This window comes from Vibrio sp. Vb0888 (assembly GCF_033338835.1).
Taxonomy (GTDB): domain Bacteria; phylum Pseudomonadota; class Gammaproteobacteria; order Enterobacterales; family Vibrionaceae; genus Vibrio; species Vibrio alginolyticus.
The window spans coordinates 25,922-49,815 of sequence record NZ_JAWOTL010000014.1; the positions used below are offsets into that span (position 1 = coordinate 25,922).

The window sequence follows — 23,894 nt, forward strand, 5'->3', positions numbered from 1 at the left end:
GAACCTGGTGCAAAGACCGATTTCGTTTTGAGGTTAGTTATCGTGGGAGGAGTAAAACGACGGAATGAACTGAGCACAGCGAGAACGCTCAAGCTTATGAGTTCATGGGTAAAACTAGTCAAAGATCAAGAAAAATCTTTTTATGTACGGTTACTTATGAACCGATCTGAAAAACGCAATTTTCTCTCGTACGGTATCATCTCTATCCATCAGTTAGTGTTCACTTACTGATTTTTTTATTTTGTTAGTTATCCACAAGGCATCCCAAATCTGTACCTTGTATTATCAAATCATTCAAACTATCTTATATTCCGCGACGCTAGGCACAGCAAGGTTGTTGTACCAAAGCAGCCTACAGTGTGAGTGTTTTTTACACTGACTCGTTTCTGGTGATAGAAACGAAAAACCCCAACAAAAGGTGGGGTTTAAAATCGAAGCCAATCTAGAGTAGCGCCAACTACTCGAAAGTGACTACTTGTATCTTGTCGATACCTAACAAGAGAGACTATAGAACAGCAGTCACCCGATTGGCAAACACATTATTGAACCCCAAAGGTGACTATTATGCTTTTTAAGAGCTCTAAATCCTTATGTAGTAAGGTATTAAAGTCTATCATTACGACATTGAAATTAAATCCAAATTTATGTGTCAAGGGATTGATCTACATAATAGATTTATTCAAAGACTGAACCTAACCAGAAAGGCAGCCAAAAGCTGCCTTTCAGTTACTAAATATCTTATGTCACAATATCTTGGTGATGCCATTCCATACCCTACCATCTTTGAAATTCTGCTCGTACTGAGTGCAAATTTGTTGTGGGGGAATATAAGCCGCGACACCATGGAAGCCAAAAGCGGCATCAAATTTAGCTATTTACCATAATCGGCATAATGAACACCGATTTTTGATAACGTAAGTTCACAAATGTGCCATACCTGTAGTTATTGATGATTTTCTAATTTAGCAAAAGCACTAGCAAGGTTTTGTCCAGAGGTATGCCAGCGCCGATCACGGCAAACACACCTTTGCCCCTTTCGTGTTTACCCCCTTAAACGAACTAGCCCGCCACTGATGATTTTGCCCAAATTCTTCTTATCTGTGCAATGTCTAGTTCTTTGGGGTCATACTAACTGCAAAGCACAAGAGGGTACGAGATACACTAGTTAATGTCTATTAATGATATTAATTGTTTAATCATTTACAAGAGTCAATGTTTAGTTAGCTCTCTATATAATTTATTTACATAATTCACCATAAAAACCTTTTGCGATGTGAGTGTCTTGTTATTTTTTGTACTCGATAAATACTGATTCACTTAACATATTCAAGATGAACCATCTAATGTTATGTTAAAAAGTAAAACCAAGTGCTTTTACATGTTTGCAATTGACATTTTACACATGCACTGTTGCCATGTTGCAATTGTTGTAACGTGCTATTTATCGCTATAATTAATAATAAAGGAGTTATACGTGGGAGTGATTAAAACTAGAAACTATAAGCTTGAAAACGCAGTACAAGAGCCTGTCGTCTACCTTGCAAATTTAATGAATCTTCAAGCACACATACCGTTTATACGGAAAAATAAAGACTGCATATTACCAGTACTAAGTGGAGTTTTACTTTATCGGCAGCTCAACCATACAGAAAAAAGAAATGTTTTACCGCAAGCTAAAGCTCTGGGAAACGTTAAGTTTTTTGGTGCTATACAAACTCTTCTCGCCCAAAACCTCGCAAATCCTGCTTGGAACAAATGGTGTTTATCTGATGGTGAGTTGCGAAATTATTTTGAATCAAACAAACTAGTTAGTGAGTTAATAGGCACGTGGTTTTTCACAGTAGAACCAAAACTAGAAGTTGCATTTCTTGCTAGTTCAATCTTTTCTTTAGTAACAGTAGGAATAGGAAATCATGCAATCGAGGCGTCAGGTGGCGGGATAGCAAAGCAGTCTTTAACCCTAGCATCAAAGAAAACGGGTATAAGTGTTTCACAGACTACTATATCGAATATCGGAAGAAGCGCAGTAATTGTTACTGTTTTAGCAAGCGTAATGAAAATGATGACAGATACAGAAGTTAAGAAAGCCCGAGAGGAACTGTTACGTCGAGGTTTGCTAACCGTTAGGGATTTACAATGATATTTTGGATGTTAGCATACACTTTCTCTTTAGTATTAATAAACTTGCATACCACTTCTCTCATTAAAAAAATAAACACTAAAGCTAGATTGAGAGTACAAATTGCATTTTGCTTTAGTTTATGTTTGCATCTATTCGCACTATCGACTTTAGTAATAAAAGCTATGGTTGTTTTTGAAATTGAGAGCACAACGCAAGTCTCCTTGATAACTATTGGAGGTGTTCCATTGTTTATTTCTGTTTGGCTAGCAATACCGATCAATCACTTTAAACGTGACTAGATTAATTAAGTTGGTTGTAACATATGTAATGACCCAGAGAAAAACTGGACATGATATTTTTCACTCTAATATGTAGTGAATGAGTTGATTTGACCAATCGATAAGAGGTTTTGCAATATATCTAGTTATCCATCAAATGCTAATTTAGCAAAGACTGTAACCAACTTTTGTCCAAAAATGATTTAGAGTTAATAGTGATTTAGACCTTATGAATATCCCTTACCAAAAATCTTCCATTTTCATCGTGTTTGTCACTTAAGTATTAACATATGCATTCATATAGACTTGTTTTTAATCAACAGACTCAGATGTATCCCAGAATAACGATAATAGCCGATAATATTGCTGCCAAGAAACAACAGCTCCATCAGTACAGCGGTAGGAGAACCTGCAAGATAATTGTGTATTAGCCAGAGAAAAGTTCCGACAATCATTAATTGACGTAAACGCTGATCACTTTTATAAAATGCAGCTGTGGTCTGAAATAGCGTTCCGCCAAAACTAATCAAATTGATTAAGTCAACAAAGGTCAGTACAGTGATTATTAACGCAGAGGTTAAAAATAGAAACATCCACCTTCTCGATGTAGTAAAGATACTAGCGAAATAGCGAACACTCGCGAGTAACATTAAGCTTGCGGCGGTCCATTTCTCTAATAGAACAAAGTGGCCGCTAATCAAGATTCCAGATATACATAAGCAACAGACAATTTTTTGCCTTTGTTTAAATTGAAATGATATCAGGTCAAGTACGATGGCGATTGCTATCAATATTTGGGACCAAAGAAATACCGACATGCTTCCCTACTACAGAATTTAAAATAAATATGGAGGTAGGATTATGCGCATATCTCCCAAAGTAGGAATTAACTAAAGTTAATTCCTACCTTATATTTAGCTTTTAATTCTGGCTTTCAATCTCGATAGGCTGACAGGGCTGATACCGATATAACTGGCTATCTGAATGTTATTAAGTTTGGCTAACCAATGTGGCCAATACTGCAGCAAGTGCCGATATCTTTGTTCAGGTGTGTGGAGTAATAGCAGGGCCTCTTTCTGCTCCTTGAATATTAACTGTTGTTGCAACAGTGTAATTCTGGTTTGTGAGAACGAAGGCAATGCAAGTAAATTCAAGGGGATCCTTACTACTTCTGTTGCAGTAATCGCTTCAATTTGATATTGGGCAGGCACCCCCTGTAACCAACTTGAATAGAGGAAGCATAGCTCATCTTTAAAGTAAAACTCTTTGCATCGCTCAAGCCCATTCTCACCGTAATGACAAGCTCTAAGTATTCCGGACATGATAAAATAGCCGTAGTCCTGCTGAGAGCCCTGTGCGAGCAAAATATCTGTTGGGTTTAGTGAAAGCAATCTAAATTGAGTTAAGAAGGGTTTAACCGTTTGAGGCGGAACACCCATCTCAGAGAAATAGTCAGTCACATTAGTGAATTTACCCAACATAAAAACAGGTCCCATATTTGCTTTATTTCGCCAAGCCTAACACATCTAATAATTAGAAATATCCAAGATACTAGTGATTATTGGTGACTTTCAAAGGTGACCACTTGTTTAGACGTTTCCAATGTAAAACCTTACCTAGAGAGATACAAACTGAGCTAGCTGTCTAAATCGGTTTTGTCCACCAGTGAGTTTCGGTCTTTGTTGTCCATCGACAATAACAAAGTTTAAATCGCGTGCCCTATTGGTTTGAGTTAAGATTCACCAAGCCTATCCCCTATCTCAAAATGCGCCGCCACTACCGGAGCGGCCATGACACCGATTGAACTACTCGAAGACGTGAAAGCGAGATTCCCTATCTTGCTCCACGACGACGAAAAGGCGCTGTTAAGCCTACTGCGTAAAGCGCTGGCCAAGTACCAAGAGATTGCCGGATTTACCACTAAAATCCGCATCCAACAAAGCGACTTAGCCGATAGCAATCAGTTTGAATTACCGTCCGACTTTGCTGCAAGGCTGGTGGTCAAAGATGACCGTGGCCGTTATGTGCGTAGCGAGGTTTGGGGCAACGTTCTTGAACTGAAATTAACGGGCGCAGAAACATTCCCACTGACATTGATGTACATGCAAAACGTACTCAATGAGCCGTTTGATTCGTTCCAGCTTCCAACGCCGTGCATTAGCTTGCTTGGCGACTATCTGGAATTGCTGATCACTATCCCGAACGCAGAGCGTCAACGCCGTATTGCCATAGCTGGCAAGTTGGATGTGACCGATATTGCTGCCGAACCTGACTTAGCCGCACGTAAAGCCGAGATTGAAAACTCAATGCGCGCGAACCGTGCCATTGTTCCACCAGTATCGTTGCTCTAAGCGAGGTGGCCATGAATCCATACATGCAGCTCGCCAAACGCGCGACCAATAACTTTATGAATAAGCCGTGGCTGCAAGGCTGGCAATGGGCGGTAGAAATCGACTCGCCGGACGCGCCAACGGACTTTGATATTTACGTAAAGGATATTGATTTTGGTGCTGGCTCTATCGATGCGGATTCATTCCAAGTCGGTTCGGGCTCTATTGCGCTGCCTACATACAGCAGTGTTGGCGAAATCACGCTAACGGTTCGTGATGACCAAAACCTGACTGTTTCTAAATGGTTTGAAAGCCGAATCAAGAAAGTCAGAAACCAAGACGGCACACTCAACATCCCCAAAGAGTACGTGTTCAAAATCAACATATTCACGCTCAATGAGGACGGCAAAAAGTCACTCTATAAGAGCTATCAAGTCTTTCCTACCAAGATTGGCAACGTGATGTTTTCACGCGAAAACGGCAACCAGATCCAGTCATTCCCGCTCATTCTCCAAAAATTTATGTCTGTAGGTAACAAGGTACTGTAATGCACATTCCATCATTTCCACTACCAAGTAACATTTCAGAAGTGATTGAGTTTCGAGTCCCAACCGTGGAAGACGCTCTATTGTTCTGCGACCTCAACGAGTACCAAGAGGAAGCCAACACAACTCGCTATCTGAACCACATGCAAGACACCAGTAAGCGCCCTATGAGTGATAGCGGCCTATGGACTGGTGAAGATCGCCGCGCAGCATTGTGGTGGATTTTTATGTCCACCAGCGAGCTAGGCACTATTCCCTTTAGCTATGAGTGCGAGCACTGCAAAGAAACTCACTATCTCGATCTCAATATGGGCGAGCTAATGGAATCGGCCAAAGCTCTCAATGGATTGCCAAAACAAGAGATCACCTTAAGCGTGAAAGGCAAGTCATACCTAGCGAACGTGAAACCACTAACCGGTTACGAAGCGGAGCAACTTGAGAACATTCGCAATGAGCGCGACCAGTACGAACCGGACAGCGCTGAATGGAAGCAGCAAGCGAATCACATGGCGCTCACTGAGCTGGCCTACTGCCTAACGTTCGAAGATCAACCCAAAGACCAAGACGATGCCCTAGTGTGGAAAATCGACCTATTGAAATCGATGTACCTCAACACGGAATTTCGTGTGGCCTTTGCCAAGGTTGAAAAGTGCCTACGCAATGCGCGTCACGGATTGCTCACCAAGTACGACGAGGGGCGTTACTACCTAGTCGCCACTATTCCGCAGTGCCAGAAAGTTATCGAGCAAGGAGGTGAAGCAACTCGAACGTTGCTCTTACCCTTTCGGCATAACGACTTCATTACAACGTTTTGATTACGTTGGTTGGAACGTACTGATTGAGAACTTAACGATCTACGGTGGCCAGCCTATCGATGCGGTATTCAAAACACCTCAAACGATGGCCATAAGCCTAGATAAAGCGCTCCAAGACAAGGTGAAAAATGGACAGAAACCAACAAGAGGTTGATCTTTCACTGGTTGTTGATGCAGTGAAGCGAGCCAGTGACAAAGAGCTGACCGTGCTATCTGAGATTAGTCGCAAACTCGATGGCAAGACTCTACCAACGAGCCAACAAAAGGCCGTCCTTGCAGTGGATACAAAGGGCATCGAAAAGGCGGTAACTAAGGGCGTTTCCAATGCCTCTCTTAACGCCTCTACTATTCCGAGCGTTAATCCACAAAAAGGATTAAAAAAACAATCAAGCGGCACACCTAAACCAAGTGCAACCAAGACCAAGCGTACAGGTGAAATTGAGTTGTCATTTGCGCCTAATCAGCCAGCAGAAACACAAGCCAAGCCGGACACCAAAGCGATCGAGCAAAGCAGCTCTGTAAGTGGCGTAAAGTCGATTGCTGACACGCTGAAAAGCGAGGACGCGCGCGAGCCGGTAAAACAAGCGCCCGTTGTCGTGAATGTAGAAGCGCCAGAATCCAATTCTGAACGTTTGGATACCTCAATCCTTGATGATGTGCCAGAGAAGTTAGAAAAGGCTGTCTCTGACGCACTGGCAGAGTTTGAGGGCTATTGGGAAGACGCTAACGGCAAGCTTCGACGCTCCGATGGTCGCTATGCGAGTAAGCAAGAGCAATCGGCTTACAAGAACGCACAGCAAACCGCATTAGAGCGCCAAATTGAAAAGCAAACCGACACGGAAAAGGAAAGCCAGAACGTTTTTGCTAAGGTGGCCACCAGCCTTAAGCAACTGGCCATCAATAACGTGAAAGAGTTCCTACAGGAAGAAAACGACGCGACCGATGCGGCTGGCGCTGCGGCTGGTGGTTCGTTCTTCTACTCCGCTAAAGAGCTTTATCACTTGGGGCAAGACGCTAAAGAAGCATTGGATGATGTGACTGAAAAAGTCCCCTCAACCAAGGACAAGCTAAAAGAATCGAAACTAGGCCGACTCTTTACCCGAGGCAAACAAGCGCCAGAGGCAGACAGTCAGGCCGTCACAGCCATAGAGACAGTTAGCCATGAACAACTATCAGCGACAAAAGATTCGTTCGAGACGAACCACTCAACTCAAGTTACGCCTAGTGATCGACCTAGCCGTGATGATGCTAGGGGTAACGTGCCTGTCAATCTTGTTGGGAGTGATTCTAGCCGGATAAGCACAGCTAGTGAGATCAAAAACACCAAAGAACAGAGCTACCGAGCAAACATGCTTGAAGTGCTCCATGAATCGAGTGCTGATCGTGAACGCCAATTCGATGATGTACTAGATAAGCTCGATGATCTGATTTCGGCAACCAAAGCAGTGGCGAACGATGGCCAAGGTGGCCTATTAGATCTAGCTGGCGATATGTTTGAACGCCGCCGTGCTGGTGGACGTGCTGGCCGTAAAGCGGGTGGCAAACGTGGCCGAATCAAATCGGTAATGTCAGGCATTGGCAGCAAAGCCTCGAACGTGGCCAACAAGGGCGTATCGATGGCGGGTGCCGCCTTTAAAGGTATGTCTAAAATCGGCTCTGTTGCTGGCAAGGCGATCCCTTTCCTTGCTCCGGCCTTAATGGCCTACGATGCGTTTAGCGGATTCACTGACAAAGACAAACAGAAAGAGACGTTCAACCTCAAAGATGGCCAAGAGGCGACAACTGGCCAGAAAAGCTCAATGGCATTGGCAAACGCGCTCGATTTGGGTGGCCTAGTCAGTGGCGGTGCTGGTTTGCTTGGTTCGGCGCTTGGGGCGTTCGGTTTTGATGGCGCTAAGGAAGCGTTGACCTTTGATTCTGGCGATATGGCCAAAGGCATTTACAAGCTATTTGGCGGTGAGATTGAGGACGACAAAGAGGCTAAGGATTCTAAGGCTGAGAAAGCTCAACCGGAGAAAGAAGAACACCTTAAGAACGCCGAAGCCTACCACACGGCTAAAGCGTCCAATGACAGCCAAGCCATGCGCGAACTTGATGCGAAAAACTCAATTCAAGTGACCTCTCAAGAGGCATCGCAAAAGGCCAGCGAGCAAGGGATTAGCTACAAAGAAGCTTACTTAGCTGTAGAAAGAGAAAAACGTATTAGCCAGGACAAACGTGTGCAAGTGGCTAATGAAACAGGCATGGATATGTCCGGCATGGTCGAGCATCCCGAGCTTGGCCAAGTTTACTCGCCAGAGAAGAAAGCCGAGCAGGTTTCCGCCGTCGATGCGGGGATCAAACGCCGTAAAGAGGCCGAGGCAGTAGCCGCTCTAACCAAGGCAGCAAACAACACGCAAACCAACAGCGTGACCACAGCCAGCCATGAATCATCCATCAATACCGAGCTAAGTAAGCAGAAAACGGACACTCAATCCGTGGTGAAAGTGGATACCGAAAACACCTCGAATAAGACGGTTGCAACTCAATCATCCATCCAACGCAATGAGCGAGTTAGCGAGCTGCAAGCACAAGCAGCGATGAAAGACCTCAAAGAGAGCGGTAAGCCTCAAACCGTGGAACTTAGCAAGCATTCACTGGATGCCATTGGGCGCGCGGTTAACGGCAGTGATGCAACCAAACCAACCACTATCTTTGCAGCGCCTAGCGGTGGCTCAAGCAAAGACAAACCAGCGTCAGCCACTAAGGCTAGCGGCTCTATTCCTCTCAACTTTGATGACCGTTCGTTACAGCGTCAAAGCGCTGATATGGAGTAATAAATGAGCCAAGAAATTGATTACTTACTACGGGTCGATATTGACGGTGTAAAAGTAGCCGATGAGAAACACGCGATCGTTGCGCGCGTCTCTGAATGGCTCGATACACCTCAAGGCCAAGTTTGGGGCGCTCCGCAATGGGGCAACAGATTAGGAACATACAAGCATGAACCAGTAAACGAAACCACAGCAGCAGCTATCGAAAACTCAATCCTATTAACCCTCCCAATTGACGTGAAAGGCGCGGTGGTTCACGGCATTGCCGTAGAGCCAAACGTCAGCGGTATCGATGCCTACAAATTGACGATCGTTGTGAACGGTCAAACGTTGGAAAGAGGTATTACGTTTTGAGTAAGTTAGAAGAAGTCAAAAAGACCTTTAACGAGGCGATTGCTGGTTCAAGCTGGTGGTCGCGTCATATTGGTTCGCAGTTCGTTGACTACCTTTGCTTGTTTGTGGCCAAGATTGTTGAACGTGTGGCAGCGATCAGTAGCCGTGCTTTGCAAGAGTCCTATTTGACGTTAGCGACTAAGCGCACTTCCATTTTGGCGGGTGCTGAAACTGAGGGCTATGTAGGTCGAAAAGCAGCGCCATCAAAAGGCCGTGCGCTAGTGACCAATACCGGAACTAATCGCGTTACTTTGCCGAAATACAGCCAATGCGTTGCTGGCAACCAATTACGCTACACGCTAATGGAAGCCATCGATCTCATGTCACAGGAAAGCGCGTCTGTAGAGGTTCAACAGTTCGAAGTGTCCAAGATGACCTACACGGTCGATGAGGGGCATAACTGGTTAGCCGTTGCGTTCCCACAAGAGCTGACTAAGCGCATTCATAACATCATTGTGCGCGTGAACGGTGAAGTGTGGGAGCACGTCTTTAAGTTTCGGAATACGGACGGCAAATCCAAAGCCTACATGGAATATTATAAGCCAACCGACCAGCTAGGCGTTCGTTTTGGTAACAACAATAACGGTCGCGCGCCAGCTACGGGCGATGTGATTGAGTTTGAGCTATGGCTGACTAATGGTGTAACTACCCTACTCGATGCGCAGCCTTTAGAGCTCATCGATATGGGTATTCAAAGCGCCTATAAAGACCAGCTCGCCATTAAAACGGCCACCAGCATTATCGGTGGCGCAGAGCCAGAGGATATTGAATCTATCCGAAACAACGCCCTTTACTCGCCAATCTATGACGAGCAGATTGCGTGGGACTCGGATTACATGACCTTTGTTAAGCGTAATATTTCTGGTGTTACTTGGTTGTCTATTTGGGGCGAAGCGGAGCAGGAAAAACTCACTGGAAAACCTGACGTTCGCAACATCAACACGATCTTTATTTGCGCTTACTCTGCCGATAAAACCGACGAGATTTTGAATCAGGAAATCCAACTTCTATTCGCTGGCCGAGAGGGCTATAACGAGCGCTATAAGCTGGTGGAGCGTAAGGACGTACCATTTACCGTGACGGTCAAAGGTAAGCTTTACCCAAGTTCAAATCCAGAATGGGCGACAAAGGTACTGGCCGATGCGTTAGATGAGAAATTTGGCAAACAGACAAGTCGCAATGAGCGCATTACCAAAAACCAAATTTGGGATGTCATCCAAGAGCTCAACGTGACTTTGGGCATTAAAGAGTTTGAGGTCGAAGTTATTGGGATTCTTGACCGCATCCCGATTGATACTTACCACTATTTAGATGTGAATGCGTCAACCATTCAACTGAACTTCGATTACTCATAGAAGTTTTCGCACGGAGCAAGAAAGACACGGATGTTTTCGCATGCGAGAACTTTAAAACACAACATACCATATAGTTTTCGCATGCGAAAACTTTTACACCAATAAGGCGAAAAACATGGCATTTGGAGACTTCAGAAAATGGCTATCTGGCCAGCTAACCAAGGCGCGTCAAAAGGAAACCGCTTGGGTAGATTTAGCAAGCGCGATCGCAGAGTCAATTGAAACCCACGTAGAGTCATACATTGAAAAGCTTAAGGCACGTTCGTCTCTGTACGAAATGGATAAAGAGTCGCTGCTAGAAGATATTAGAGAGCTGCGAAAAATCTTCCCACTAGGCGAAGTGGCCGATGAGGACTTGCCGCACGTTGTGATGCAGCGTAAGGACGAAATCCACTTTAAAAAGACCATCTACCCGCTTATCTCTACGCTCGCTCGTGAGTTTAAAGGGCTACGTGTTAAGTGGGAACGAATCTACGCACCAGTAGACCAAGAGCGATTCCCATACGGCACGTTCTTAGTTCCCGAGTCAGAGTTAGAACTGCAAAACGGACTAAACCCGAGCGACTTTTTCCTGACCAGTCGCGGCGCGATTCGAATCCCTTTGAATGACATTGCAGGAGAGGACGGTATCACCGAGGAAGCCATTCGAGCGTTCGAAGCAAAAATCAGACGCGTGGTACATCCACTTATCCCGCTACGCATCGTTTTAGATGGCCAATTGTACTCAATCGAGTTCGAAGTCATGGATATGGTGGAAATTCCCCACTATTCCGACCATGTTACGGTTGGAAAACAGGTGGCGACCGATATAGAATCAACACCAAGCTATAAACAGGACTTTGTTCGGACTGGAACGACGACACAGGAAGAACGTCCAGTTAGCCCGATGTATGGTACACCTCGAATGGATGCGATCCCCTTAGATGCGATCTCCATTGATAGACGGTACTATTAATCCCTATTCCTATTCCCCGTCCCATTAAAGCGCCACGACTTATACGAGGTCGTAAAGGTGCTTACACAAAAAGTAGTCCTATCGCAGTGTGAACTGCTTAACCGTTATTACGACGAACGCGCCTTGTCGTCGTTGCCTACCAATGGTACTGAGCCTTATTTCCAATTTGGCGATCTTGAATGGGGTTTTGACCTTATCCAAGAAATTGAGGGCAAGCCTAGCTGCATGCCTATTCCACTGGACAAGAAAACCATTGAAAACGTGTTTTACCGTTCTAAGGCCAACTATGCTTATGTGAATGGCAACATCGTGATCACGGCAAACTTGCCAGCGGGTACGCTAGCAGAAGATGAACAACACCAGTTCTCTTGCGTGGGCGTGAAAGATGCAAGTGGCGGCCTAATTCTGGTGGCTGTCACGCAACCAGTTTGGATTTACTCAGACCGTGGCCTATCGATTGAAATCGTGATCAACACGGCTCGCACTGATAGCGCTAGAGTGGCGCAGGTTGGTGCGTAATGAGTCGCCCAAACTTCGAAGAAACAATCATCATTCCACCACTGCTAACGGACTGGCAAGCGCTACCGCTTATCACCGATACGCAGTACCTAGAACCGCTGGCCAGTAACAGTCTAAACCGCAAATTTTACGGCATCGTTCGGGCTGGTATTTTCCGTGGTTTTGAATGCGCTCCGGCTGGTGGCATGAAACTGCGTGTGAGCAGTGGTGAAGAATTTGGCGTGGCGTTAGTTGAGCGCGACGACTATGTATTGACCGTTCGCCAACAGCATGATGTTGATGTGGAAATTTCGGCGGGTGCTACGTCATACGTGGTGCTCGAAGCGTTCTATAAGTTCGGCGTAAAGACAAAGCAAGTCGATTTAGCGTCCGACATTGAAGCGTCAGAAATTAAGGTACTGCCACTGGAATCGGTCGAAGATCATCATTTGATTTTGTGTCGTGTCACCGTGCCGGATACCGCTAGCCAACTGGAAAGCGAACACCTTAACTTTGATGACCGCAAGCAAGGCGGCTATGACCTCGAAGGGCACATTTCACATCCAGACCCACACAATCAATATGCGATGCGCGCCGAGGCTAAAGCGCACTACGCAGACCGTGAAAACCCGCACCACGTAACCAAAGCTCAAGTTGGCCTTGGCTTGGTAAACAACTGGGCGGCAACCAGTGAGATTAACGTAGATAGCGATCAGCTGTATGCCACAGCAAAAGCGATCAAGTTAGTCCACGATAAAGCGGTCGCGGCCTACAACAAAGCGGTTGAGCATTGGCCATATATTGCGGTTGGCGGCGAGACAAAAATCACATTGCCTTATGAAGTGCCGGAAGTGGATGCAATGTCCATTCAAGGCATTGTGCAGACCAAAGGCAGCGCTTGGCAGTTCCTCAAAGACACGAACGAAGTCGAAGTGGCCGAGCCACTTGAGGCGGGTGATGAAGTGGTGATTACGCTTGGTTCGCCATCGGCAACATCAAGCACGATCATTGCCGAGCTTCAAGAGTACATCGATAAGCTTGAATCCATCATCAATAGCGGCGCTACTGGCTCGCCCATGGAAGTATTCCATAGCCACTTCCCTAATACCTCGAACACATTCGCTATCCCGCCAGCATTTGCAGAGCGCGCGATTAAGCTTGTGTTCCTACAAGGTGTGCAGCAATCGAAAGACTTTGCTTACACCGTTGTGCCGGACACTGGTGTTATCCAGTTTGTTGACGAAATTGCAGCAGGAACGGAGATCACCTTGGTCGGCTAATCAGTTTCTACATTCCCCAAAACCTATTCCCCATAAATGCCCTTTTTAACTAACAAATAAATTGGATCTTTTATGGCTACACAAAACAAATTAACTCGCATTAACCGCCTCGTTTCTGACTTAACAGCACAAGACGTTGGCGCATTGCCAGTAGGCGCTCGCGCGGCAGACGCATCAAAACTTGAGGGCAAAACTAAAGCTCAAGTTGTTAGTGAAGCGCGCGCGAACCTTGTCCCTACCTCTCGTACTATCAATAACAAGCCACTAACAGGTGATGTGACTCTGACTCACTCAGATGTGGGCGCAGCGCCAGCAAGCCACACGCACGACTACATCCCTAACAACAAGAAAGGCGTTGCAGAGGGCGTGGCTACGCTAGATAGCACAGGTAAGATCCCACAAGGCCAATTGCCAGCTATCGCTATCAAAGAAACGTTCCCTGTTAAATCAGAAGCGGAAATGCTTGCTCTGACAGCGCAAGAGGGTGATATGGCAATCCGTTCGGATCTGCGTAAATCATTCGTTCTTATGCGCCAACCAGCAAGCACACTAGCGAACTGGCAAGAGCTGTTAACGCCAACAGATGCGGTTTCATCTGTTAACGGCCAGCGCGGTAACGTAGTGCTTGAAGCTACAGACGTTGGTGCGGAGCCAGCGTTTGAGAAGAAAACAGCATTCAACAAAGACTTTGGTACTGCCGCTAACACTGTGATGCAGGGTAACGACTCTCGCGTTGTGAATGCGGTGCCTAATACTCGCACTATCAACGGTCACGCACTAAGCCAAAACATCGAGCTAACCGCAGAAGACGTGGGCGCGCTTGGTGCTGGCGAAACTGCCGCTAATGCTGCGAAGCTTGAGAACGCAACAAAAGCGCAAATCATTTCGGAAGCACGTAACGGCCTAGCGGCTAGCGGTGCGTCATACACCAAAGCGGAATCTGACGGTAGATACGCAACCAAATCAAGCGTAGCCGCAACAATCAAAGACGCGATCCGCACTGTAGATATTACCGTTGAATCAGCCTCAACTACCGTCACTCTACCAGCAGGTACTATCTCTGCCGTTCTTGTTCTAAGCGTATGCGGTGTAATGCAAAACGCAGGTGTATGGAGCCTATCTGGCAACACAATTACGTTCGGTGAACAGCTACAAGCTGGCGACATTGTGACTGTTATCGGCTTCAAATAAGCCATGCCCTTTCCTTTCCTACTTTCCCCACTAACAACGTGGCTCCGACGATTTGTCGGAGTTGCTAGTCAATGAATTGAGAAAGGCATATTTCTGAATGGCATTAAAAAAATTGACTCAAGTTGGTGGTAGTCCGGCTCGCAAAATTCGTGAAGAAATCGCTACGAAAGTTGATGAGCATGCTAGCAAGAAAACAAACCCGCACGGAGTCACAAAGGCACAAGTAGGCTTAGGTAACGTACCGAACTATCCGGCCACCAGCTCGGTATCGGACACGTCCAACAGCAAACTTGCGACCGCTGGTGCTGTTAAACAGGCATACGACAAAGGCGTTGAGGGTTTAAATCGCGGTAACGCTGCTTATGACCGAGCGGAGCAAGCAGAGACAAACGCGAACAAGCACACCGACGACCGTATCAGCACTTTGATTGGTGGCGCGCCAGCAGAAGCGCTCGACACAATCAAAGAGCTAGGTGATGCGTTAATGGATCAAGGTGATGCGGTAGCGGCCATTACAACCAATATCGCTCAACACAAATCCGACACATCAAACCCACACAAGGTAACAAAAGCGCAAGTTGGCTTATCCAACGTGCCTAACTACGCATTCACGGCGGCGGTTAACGATGCCAGTGACGTGAAATTTGCGGCGGCAGGTGCAGTTAAGAAAGCGTATGACCTTGCAGCGTCGAAGATGACTCAAGCGCAAGCCGATGGCCGCTATCTGAAACAGACAGGCGGTACATTAACTGGCGGCCTAATCATCGATGAGGGCGCAAGTAACGTCTCACAACTTCACTTAGGCCATACAGGTAAGCGATTCCATATAGAAACGAAAACCGATGGCTCATTTGACATTGTAGAGAGTGACGTTTCAAGTCGATTGAGTATCCGCAAAGGTGGTCAAGCAACGCTATACGGCTCACTAAGCGCAACAGAATCGGTATCTTCCAACCGTAGTGTTGAAGTGCAAGGCACACGCGCAGGTAATTCGGTTCCATCAACCGACCATGTAAAAATGGATGGTTACGGTTTGATTGGTAATCGCCAAATTATGTATCTAACTAACGGCTCAACCGATGCAAAAGCCGAGGTAAAAATTGGTGTAGGTGGTGCGCACAACTCAACGGCTACAAACCTGATCGTAAGTAAGAGCAAAGTGACCAGCAATGTGCCTATGGAAATATCAGGGAGCAAGGTAGTTACCGATGCGTTTAACCGCACTGAGGTTGTGCGCACCTCTTTAGGTAGTGATGATTCTTGGTGTCTGGTAGCGAACGTAACGATGCCTCAATCAAGCTCTACTGCGGTTATTGAGTTTTTTGGTGGTGCTGGCTTTAACACTGACTTGCACTATCAGTCGTCACGACATCAAATAATTCTGCGAGCCAGTAACGGTAGCCCTAAAGGTCTAAATGGTCAGGTTATTACGGATCATCCTAGCGGCTTGCCATTTAGTGAGTTTGGTTGGGTGAACACTAGCGGCGATGAGTACGCAATCTATGTGAAAACACGCAGCGCCTACAGTATAAACATTCTTATTCGATACATGTGTAGTCACACCATTACACCTTACGTTAGCAACAAAGGTGCAACTCAACCAGCGGGGCTGGTTAAAGGCTTAATGGTGACTAACTACACGTCTTACAATAAGCCTTTAGATGGTGTCGATATAGAGGCAGCTAAGGGTATCAAGCTGACTTATAGCGGTAAGCAAACTTGGATTGGTTCACGCAATTCATCTTACTGTCACATGGAGACCGAGGCCACAAGCGGTTTTTACTCTTACTCTCTGCTTACGCTTGCTAAAGGGCTTGATGTAATGCTCAATCAGAACATTTCATTAGGTGGGCGAGCTGCATTTCGTAATACAGACGGCAACTGGCTTCGCATCAATGACTTAGGAAAATTTACTTCTGGTGTCTTTTTCGGTAGCTCATTGGTTCGTACTGATGGTGACTTTACTGCGGGTTCTTGGGCTGCCAGTGCAAGGGTGGCTCGCGTTGCGCCTAGCTTTTACGACGGTACTTGGGGTGGTAATGGAGTAGCCGCTTTCAGTGTCAACAAGCCTGACAGCTCAGGTGCTCATTGGGCTTTTGCCTCTTACTACGATGGAACTAACATTCGTGCTGGTATTCAGATTCTTACAAACTCTGATGGTCGGATTAGATTCTACACTAACCGTAGAAGTAACTACGTAGAGGTATATGGCGGCAATGTGTATGCAGGTTCGTCTCAAAGTTCAGCGGGGAACTCACTCGCACGTAAAGACTATGTAGACGCTAAGTTTAACAGTATTCCAACAGCGCCCGTTGGCGATATTATGGTGGGCAACGATCCATCAAACACGACATCTGGTGTGCTACAAGGTCATGTTACATGGCATGCTCGCAACTGGGCTGGACGCACAACGGAGTCTGCATCGCTAATGACTTGGGTTAACCCAACAACAGGATTTAAGGTTGTAAAAGCTGGCACATATTACATCGAATTTACTGACTATAGACGAGTGCGTGCTACAGGTCAGGACGACACTGTTTCAGCTCGCATCCAAGTTAACAACGCGACGAAAATTACCAATAGTTGTACTGCTAGGGATAACGCATTGGCAACTCCAACCGCTAAATGGGTAGGCCACCTTAACGTAAATGACACGGTGAGGTTCATTTCTGTAGGTGGTGAAATAATAGTAGGAGGTGGCCATTTTACAATTCGCTACATCAAGCCATAACCATCAACCAAAGGGACACAATGCTGTCCCTTTTTCTTGCAAAAGTTTTCGCATGCGAGAACTTTAAAGAATCCCGTTCGATATAGTTTTCGCATGCGAGAACATTGGCGCATATTGATGCGAAAACGAAATTGGATATAATCCAAATCTCTCAAATATAGATTTCACCTCATCATTTCCTCGTGGAATGTTTTGCTCGCGTTGCCGCGCGACAAAACGGTTGAATTGGCCTCTCACTCACTCGTTGGGTGAGAGGCTTTTCTTTACATAGACCATTGATAAATCTCTTTTCCCTCAAAATAAGCCCTATTTTACAGCCTTTAAAAAGTAAGTAACGCCCGTCTATTGAGCAATTGCCATCATTCCGAATACACTTTGCAGGACACATATAAAAGGGGGGTTTAATGCCAGTATCAGTTGTTGGTGAGAGCTTTGCTATTAGCGTTCTGGCTCTATCCGTCCTCAGTGGTGTTGGGTCATATCTCCAAGGCATACGCGAGCAACGTTTGGCTGGTGGATTCCTTGACTTTTTAACCGAGCTAACGCTGGCGTTGGTGGTCGGTTTGATAGTCGCTTACTTGTGTGACAGTGAGGGTGTGGAGTCTGGTTACACCAGCGCGCTTGTCCTCATCGCGTCTAACAACGGAGCAGACTCAATTAACTTTATCCGCAAACTAGCTAGCCACACGTTAGCGAGATTCTTTAATACCGGAGGGCAAGGCAAATGATGGAATTTGCAGTAATTGGCCTAGCCATTGCTGACCGATTTTTGCTTAAACGAAACGCAGTAAAAATACTGCATGCAAACCAGATGGACGATCCCGAAGTGATTCGATTCGTTCTTGGTTATCAATCTAACCGAGCTATTACGAATGGGACATTAACCTATTCGTTGCGAAGTAAGAAACGACCAAAAGCCGTCATTACTCGCACACGTAAACTCGACTTTTCACACGCCGGAAATAACAGCGAATACCTAACGTTCGACCGCAAATTGCTTGAACGTGAAGCAGGGGAAAAGCTACACGGCGAGTGGATTCTGGACGTGAAGATTGAGCGCTCCTGTTCCCTAATCAATCCGCTATACAAAATCTTCCCTACCTGTACGACATATTCAGAGGAATTTGAAATTGCGTAACAACAGCAAGTTTGCACTAGACCAGTCGCACAACTATGTGGTGGTCGATTTTGACAACGTGACCGAACGCGGCCTTAAGAGTCTGACCACTGCGTTAAAACAAGCGGGTGCGACTGTTACAGACGTAGAAGCCTCGAACAAGAAAACGAGACGAGACGGCGAGACAGTAAAACGCGCCAAACTGTTCTTTGATAATGGCCAGTCCATGACGCTGTTTATTGGTGATGAGGGTGACATTTACCAAATGACACTGAACAACACGAAACAGCCTATCCCAAGCGTGAAGAACGAACGCGAGCTTGCGCGTGAAATGGTTCGCCTAATGGAGCGCAACCAAAGCAAGTTTGACAAGCAAGTAGCTCGCAAAGCGGCACAGGCCGTTAAAGACACCTCAGACATTCAACCAGCCACACGTTCTATTGCTAAGCGATTGGAAGAAGCCAAGGCAGCCGAGCAGGTTGCACAATCCAATTACACCAACGCCCTAGCCGCTCGGGACAGCGTTCGCACGAAATTGGAAGAAGACCAACGCCGTGTAGCCGATCTTGAAGCTGCATTAGAGCAAGAGAAGCAAGAAACCAAGGAACTTGAAGCGCAATTAGAGGCGGCCAAAGCATGATGTTTACCAGTCAAAATCAAATCAAGATTGTGGATCGCATCGACCATCTAGCTAAAACGCTAACACCGGAGCGAATCGAAGCGGTACTGCAAGGTGAAAACGCCGACCAAATCCTAGAAGCACTATCGCTTGAGGATTTGGAGAACACTTACCTATACCAGTGCAAACCAGTGCCTCAAATGATGCTAGAGGCGTTCAAATCGAAAGCGTCAAAGCTTGAGTTTCGTGCTCAGCAATTTGGTAAGCACTTGGAACGTAAAACGCCTACGCTATCGGTAGAAGCTGTAGAAGTGGGTAAACCGCGCAAATCTGGTGCGGTCGCTGTCCAAATGGTGAAAATCCCATTTTCGGATGGCCAGAGCATTTCTATTGCGTTCCATGCGCCGGATAACGATCCGCTAAAAATCAATCCAGACGACACGCTAATTGCGTTCCGCTTCCTAATGAACTCACGCGACATTACTCACGTAGTCGCGCCAAAGGGCAACATGGATTTATCCCTTAAGGAAGTGACCAACAAGCTAGCGCAATTGCTTGAAAACAACAGCGAGAAGTTTGTCGCCGCTAAGGCGAAGAAAGACGCTGACAAGAAAGCATTGGAAGAAGCGCAACAAAAGGCACAAGAGCTCGATGAGCAAGCCGCTCAGCTAGGCGAAGAAACAACAGACTTGGAACAGAAACTTGATGAGCTGGCCAAGAAAGAGAAACGCCTAAAAACTCAGATTGCTACGCAAAACGAAATCCAAGAAGAACTACGCAAACAGCTTGCTGCTATCAAGCCAGCAGCAAATACAGCAGCGACCAATGTGGACGCTGGTGGCAGTCCGTCTCAAGTGATCGAGCAATGGGACGCTTCATGGACTAAGCAAGAGAAACGCGACTTCATCATTGAACGCGCTTTCAATGGCGATCTCGATGCCTTTGTTAAGCAGCTAAGCCAAGAGTTTAAAGACTCATTAGAGTTTGCAGGTGCAGCAAATCAAAACGTTCCTAGCACTTATTCAGAGTCGTACATCAATGATGTGATTTATGACCTCGATAAAGGTGCTATGACGGTATCAGAGCTTTCAGAGGCTAAAGAATACATCCGTGATTCAATTGAAGATGATTTTCCTCAGTTGTCAGACGAAGAACGGGAACGAAAAGCGAATATCGAGCGCAAACAATGGCTATTGGCTCTTATTGGCCGCAAGACTATTGCTAAAGGTTGGAAGATGGATAAAGGCGAAGACAGCGAGCCGTTTGTCTACTTCGAAGCGCCTGACGCGAACGACGATGATAGCTTTGGCCAGTACATGATCCACGCGCGCGATAACCAAACCTTGGCTGTCACTTACGGCGAGGGTTCACCGCTTGCTGGTGGCGACGATCTACAAGGTTGGGAAGCGGCTAAATCGCTTATTCTGGCTGACTACGACCGTGAATCTAAGTTGCTTCAAGATACCGATGACAGCAACGAAGAACCGCAACCAATTGAGAACGACGAGCCAAACGCGAACGACCAAGACAAAGACGAAACCACAGCTAACCTATTCTGGTATGGCCTACGTCTACGCCCTTATGGCTTGGGTACAACGCCGCCACAACATCAAGTGGTTAAGTACCTCGATCCAGAATCGGCTCAAGAGCAATTCGCTGACGCTGGTAATGGCATTCGCCACGGCGCGATCGCTTATGACCAAAAACTGCCACCAGAGCTAGTAAGCAACTTTGACCTAGAGCCGCTATTTGGCATGGTTGAGGGCGACCTAGAGGAAGCGGAGCGCATCGCAGCCGAAGCGCTAGACCAATGGGTTGAGGACAAAGGCGTTGATGAAATTCCTCAGTCTACGCTCGATACCCTAAAACAAGTGGGCTTCAAAGCAGCGTTCGCTAAGCAGCTACGCCAGCAGCCGGAAATGAAGAACCGCAAGGAAAATCCAAAAGCGTACAAGCTATGGAGCGCATCGATTGACCTTGTGACACCGGAAATGATTCAAGAGATTGCCGAAGACCTAATGCTGGTTCAAAGCGATGCTGAATTACAGCGCCAAGCAGAACACACGCAAGGCCGCATGCGCTTCCAAGAAACTGCCCTATCCAAACTTAAGGATATGCAGTCAGTGAGCCCAAGCGATCGCAAACGTCTTGTTATGCTGGCTGACCTAACGCTAGGTACTGGTAAAACGCTAAAACGTGGCGAGAAAGTGGATGACCAAGCTAAGCGCATTTCAGAACAAGCGCACCTAGTGGAATCACTACAAGGTGAAACCCTAGCGTCATTGGAAGCGCAATTTAAGAACCGCAAAGAGATCACTGATTTCCTAACGGCTCATCGCATCCCATTTAACCGCCGTGCGAAACGTGCTGACCTACTGCAAGCTATCTTGAACTACCGTGACGGATTCTTTAGTGCAACGGCGAAAATGTTCGACCTACGCGCGCTACGTGGCGACCTATACGAGAAGTTTGAGAACGGCGAAGCGTTGGTACTGGATGACGTAGAAAAAGCGTTTAGCGCGACTACGGTTTACCATGAGGGTGACGTAGCTTACACCAAGGCAAAAGGTGAAACCGTCATTCCAGCAATGGCAGACCAAGGCGAGGACTACCAAAAAGTTGAGCGCTTCATTAAGGCGATCGATGACGGTAGTTACCCTGACCTATCCGAACTAAGTTCAGATGAGCTCTTTGCTCAGCACTACGCAATGGCGAGTGTTACCAACCAAGACATCCTGGCAATTCATGGTTTTAGATTCTTGGATAACGATGAGCAGATCGACAATGAACAGATGGCGCGCGCTATCCATAACTCAGTCATGCCATTGTGGTACACAAAAGCTATCGAAGCGGAATACGAAAGCCGTGGCTTCCCTAGCCTTGCTGCATTGCCTGACTTGAACCATAAAGGCCAATTCAAGGCGACACGCGAGAAGCGCTACGCACCAGTAGGCACTACTGGCCAAGCTGACTTTAGCGTTATCGATACGTACACAGGCAAGGTGCTAGAAACTGGCCTAGAGGGCGCAGCAGCGCAGCAAAAAGCGACTCAACTAAACGACCAAGCAGTGAAAGAAAGCACTATTGCAATCTTTAACATGCTTAAGGACGGCAAAACGCTTGAGCAAATTGCAGAGACGGAATACAGCGCACCACTTGAGCCTGTCAGTCCGGCTATGTTCACCACAATCAACGGCTTTGAATCATTGTATTCAACGCTGGCCATTAACGGCTCAGGTTCGCTTCACTCGCGCCCAACACTACGCGAGAACGCCGACAAGCTACTGGCCAAGCTGGACGATGACGGCAAGATTAACGGCATTGCGCTAACCGAAGAACAAGAGAACCAAATGGAAAATACATTTGGCTACAGTTTCTTCTCTGCGAAGTCGAACAAGGGTAAAGAGCTACGCTTTATCGCTAACACCAATTCTCGCAGCTACCTAACGGTTGACGGTGCGAACAAACTGCTTGAGCTATTGGGTGCTAAGAACGCCGTAGAATCTGACACAGCAGATGAAGTGAGCAAGGGTGCATCCGAGGAAGAAAAACAACTTCTCGCACTAGACCCAACTCAATATTCATTTGGCTCAATCTACGAGAAAGAGGGCATTCGAGATACGGGTGAAATCGCTAAGCGAATCCGCGCCTTTATCGCTCAGCTTAAGAAAGCTGGCAAAATCAGTAATGACGTTAAAATCTCAGTACGCAAGCCTCGCTACGGTACACTAGATCTAACGCTGACTGACTTGCCAAGAAACGTCATGCTCTACAATCCAGCTTACCTACAGTTCGAGATTGATAACCCTAACTCGCCAACGCCACACGGTATGAGCCGTTATACCGAAGCAGTAGATCAGCTGATCGAGTTCGTTAACGCTTATGTAGGCCAATACGACTACAACAACAGCGACACAATGACCGATTACCACGATCGCAATTTCTTTGGTGGCCGCCTAACCGTGGACTTTGATTTTGGTAAAGAGCGCAAAGTGGTAGAGCTCGCGTCTCTAACTGAAATTCACCAGCAAGGCGAACAGGCAGAGGATGACGTACTAGACGTTAACTCATTCCGTGAAAGCCTAGACGAAGAAGAAGCGAAAGCACTTGAGCAGCTAGAAGCCTTTACCAACCTAGAGCTAAAACTTGGTAAGCAGGAAGTGACATTCCCAACAGGCCGAGTGAAGTCGATTAATGCGAAAGATGAGGACGGACTAACTTACAGCCTAGACGTTCTGTTCGACATTCTAGCGACCGACTTAAGCGAAAAAGCGAAAGCTCAGCTTGAGACGATTAAGGGCTGGCAATCTGCGGATACCTACTACAACGAAAAAGGCGCATTGGCACAACCAAGCGTTGCGGCTGGTATCCATTCAGTAAATGGCTCTGTACCAGCGAACGTGTACGCTCCGCTAACCGTGCGTTCATGGCTAAACGAACGCTACGTTGATATTTACCCAATCGCTAAAGATGGCGAGTACAAGTTCGCGCTATACCAAGGCAATGACTTGATCGGTGAATTTGACGATACAGCGGAAATGGAAGCGTTATTAGTGAAAGCGTTCAATCTAAGTAGTGAAGCGCCTCAATCTGAAACAGAGGGTGATAACGAAGAAATGGAACATGTAGAGAAACTAAAAGAAATCCGAGATTTCACTGGTGAACCTACGCCGGAATTGGTTGATGAGTTCCAAACCGCACTAGAACAAGCTTACGCCTACTTCGAAGCTAACGACCAAGTGGCAGAGAATGAAGCGTTGATGGATGCCGCTCTAAGCAACATCACCAGCATGATCCAAGCGCAAATCTAATCACAACCAAGGCCGCCACATCGGCGGCCTAAACCGGAGAG

Annotated in this window: 18 protein-coding genes; 16 read left to right on the forward strand and 2 right to left on the reverse strand. The window is 46.5% G+C overall.

Translation table 11 applies throughout. The annotated features are described in order from the left end of the window. Positions 1–1,474: 1,474 nt before the first annotated feature. Positions 1,475–2,140 (forward strand): hypothetical protein, encoded by a 666-nt coding sequence (locus R7P72_RS18000; RefSeq protein WP_053349478.1) that lies wholly within the window; start codon positions 1,475–1,477, stop codon positions 2,138–2,140. Positions 2,141–2,696: 556 nt separating this feature from the next. On the opposite strand, the gene R7P72_RS18005 is transcribed toward R7P72_RS18000, so the two are convergent. Continuing rightward, on the reverse strand, positions 2,697–3,218 hold the full coding sequence (locus tag R7P72_RS18005; protein WP_213986466.1) for a YgjV family protein: 522 nt from the start codon (positions 3,216–3,218) through the stop codon (positions 2,697–2,699). A 96-nt stretch (positions 3,219–3,314) separates the two neighbouring features. After that, complete coding sequence (locus tag R7P72_RS18010) at positions 3,315–3,881, reverse strand: Crp/Fnr family transcriptional regulator (RefSeq protein ID WP_213986467.1); 567 nt, start codon at positions 3,879–3,881, stop codon at positions 3,315–3,317. 309 nt (positions 3,882–4,190) lie between these two features. Here R7P72_RS18010 and R7P72_RS18015 point away from each other — a divergent pair, with 309 nt between their 5' ends. The 15 genes from R7P72_RS18015 to R7P72_RS18085 all read left to right on the forward strand — a co-directional run bounded on the left by R7P72_RS18015 (position 4,191) and on the right by R7P72_RS18085 (position 23,853). Next, positions 4,191–4,751: a hypothetical protein gene (locus tag R7P72_RS18015; RefSeq protein WP_042522733.1), complete on the forward strand. Its 561-nt coding sequence runs from the start codon at positions 4,191–4,193 to the stop codon at positions 4,749–4,751. 11 nt (positions 4,752–4,762) lie between these two features. Beyond that, entirely contained in the window at positions 4,763–5,278 is a 516-nt protein-coding gene (locus tag R7P72_RS18020; protein WP_054866402.1) for a hypothetical protein, read from the forward strand. Then, the gene (locus R7P72_RS18025; RefSeq protein ID WP_033905439.1) at positions 5,278–6,090 is read left to right on the forward strand and encodes a hypothetical protein; all 813 of its coding nucleotides are present in this window, start codon (positions 5,278–5,280) and stop codon (positions 6,088–6,090) included. The genes R7P72_RS18020 and R7P72_RS18025 overlap by 1 nt, the downstream gene beginning before the upstream one ends. Before the next feature lie 128 nt (positions 6,091–6,218). Next, positions 6,219–8,906, forward strand: a complete 2,688-nt coding sequence (locus R7P72_RS18030) for a hypothetical protein (protein ID WP_213986468.1) — start codon at positions 6,219–6,221, stop codon at positions 8,904–8,906. 3 nt (positions 8,907–8,909) lie between these two features. Next, the gene (locus R7P72_RS18035; RefSeq protein WP_024703838.1) at positions 8,910–9,257 is read left to right on the forward strand and encodes a hypothetical protein; all 348 of its coding nucleotides are present in this window, start codon (positions 8,910–8,912) and stop codon (positions 9,255–9,257) included. Continuing rightward, complete coding sequence (locus tag R7P72_RS18040) at positions 9,254–10,651, forward strand: hypothetical protein (RefSeq protein WP_213986469.1); 1,398 nt, start codon at positions 9,254–9,256, stop codon at positions 10,649–10,651. Before R7P72_RS18035 ends, R7P72_RS18040 begins: the two co-directional genes overlap by 4 nt. Before the next feature lie 115 nt (positions 10,652–10,766). Further along, positions 10,767–11,606 (forward strand): phage tail protein, encoded by an 840-nt coding sequence (locus tag R7P72_RS18045; protein WP_213896410.1) that lies wholly within the window; start codon positions 10,767–10,769, stop codon positions 11,604–11,606. Between the two features lie 57 nt (positions 11,607–11,663). Beyond that, positions 11,664–12,125 carry a hypothetical protein gene (locus R7P72_RS18050; protein WP_158157462.1) on the forward strand — a complete coding sequence of 154 codons (462 nt, stop codon included), beginning with the start codon at positions 11,664–11,666 and terminating at the stop codon, positions 12,123–12,125. Then, the gene (locus R7P72_RS18055) at positions 12,125–13,384 is read left to right on the forward strand and encodes a hypothetical protein (protein ID WP_213986470.1); all 1,260 of its coding nucleotides are present in this window, start codon (positions 12,125–12,127) and stop codon (positions 13,382–13,384) included. Before R7P72_RS18050 ends, R7P72_RS18055 begins: the two co-directional genes overlap by 1 nt. 72 nt (positions 13,385–13,456) lie before the next feature. Then, positions 13,457–14,575: a hypothetical protein gene (locus R7P72_RS18060; RefSeq protein WP_213986471.1), complete on the forward strand. Its 1,119-nt coding sequence runs from the start codon at positions 13,457–13,459 to the stop codon at positions 14,573–14,575. Between the two features lie 97 nt (positions 14,576–14,672). Further along, positions 14,673–17,306 carry a hypothetical protein gene (locus R7P72_RS18065; protein WP_318110737.1) on the forward strand — a complete coding sequence of 878 codons (2,634 nt, stop codon included), beginning with the start codon at positions 14,673–14,675 and terminating at the stop codon, positions 17,304–17,306. Positions 17,307–17,710: 404 nt separating this feature from the next. Then, on the forward strand, positions 17,711–18,034 hold the full coding sequence (locus R7P72_RS18070) for a hypothetical protein (RefSeq protein ID WP_069497786.1): 324 nt from the start codon (positions 17,711–17,713) through the stop codon (positions 18,032–18,034). Continuing rightward, positions 18,031–18,444 (forward strand): hypothetical protein, encoded by a 414-nt coding sequence (locus tag R7P72_RS18075; RefSeq protein WP_069497785.1) that lies wholly within the window; start codon positions 18,031–18,033, stop codon positions 18,442–18,444. Before R7P72_RS18070 ends, R7P72_RS18075 begins: the two co-directional genes overlap by 4 nt. Next, the gene (locus R7P72_RS18080; protein WP_213967943.1) at positions 18,437–19,063 is read left to right on the forward strand and encodes a hypothetical protein; all 627 of its coding nucleotides are present in this window, start codon (positions 18,437–18,439) and stop codon (positions 19,061–19,063) included. Before R7P72_RS18075 ends, R7P72_RS18080 begins: the two co-directional genes overlap by 8 nt. Continuing rightward, positions 19,060–23,853, forward strand: coding sequence for a hypothetical protein (locus tag R7P72_RS18085; protein WP_213986473.1), 4,794 nt, complete (start codon positions 19,060–19,062; stop codon positions 23,851–23,853). The genes R7P72_RS18080 and R7P72_RS18085 overlap by 4 nt, the downstream gene beginning before the upstream one ends. Positions 23,854–23,894 lie beyond the last annotated feature (41 nt).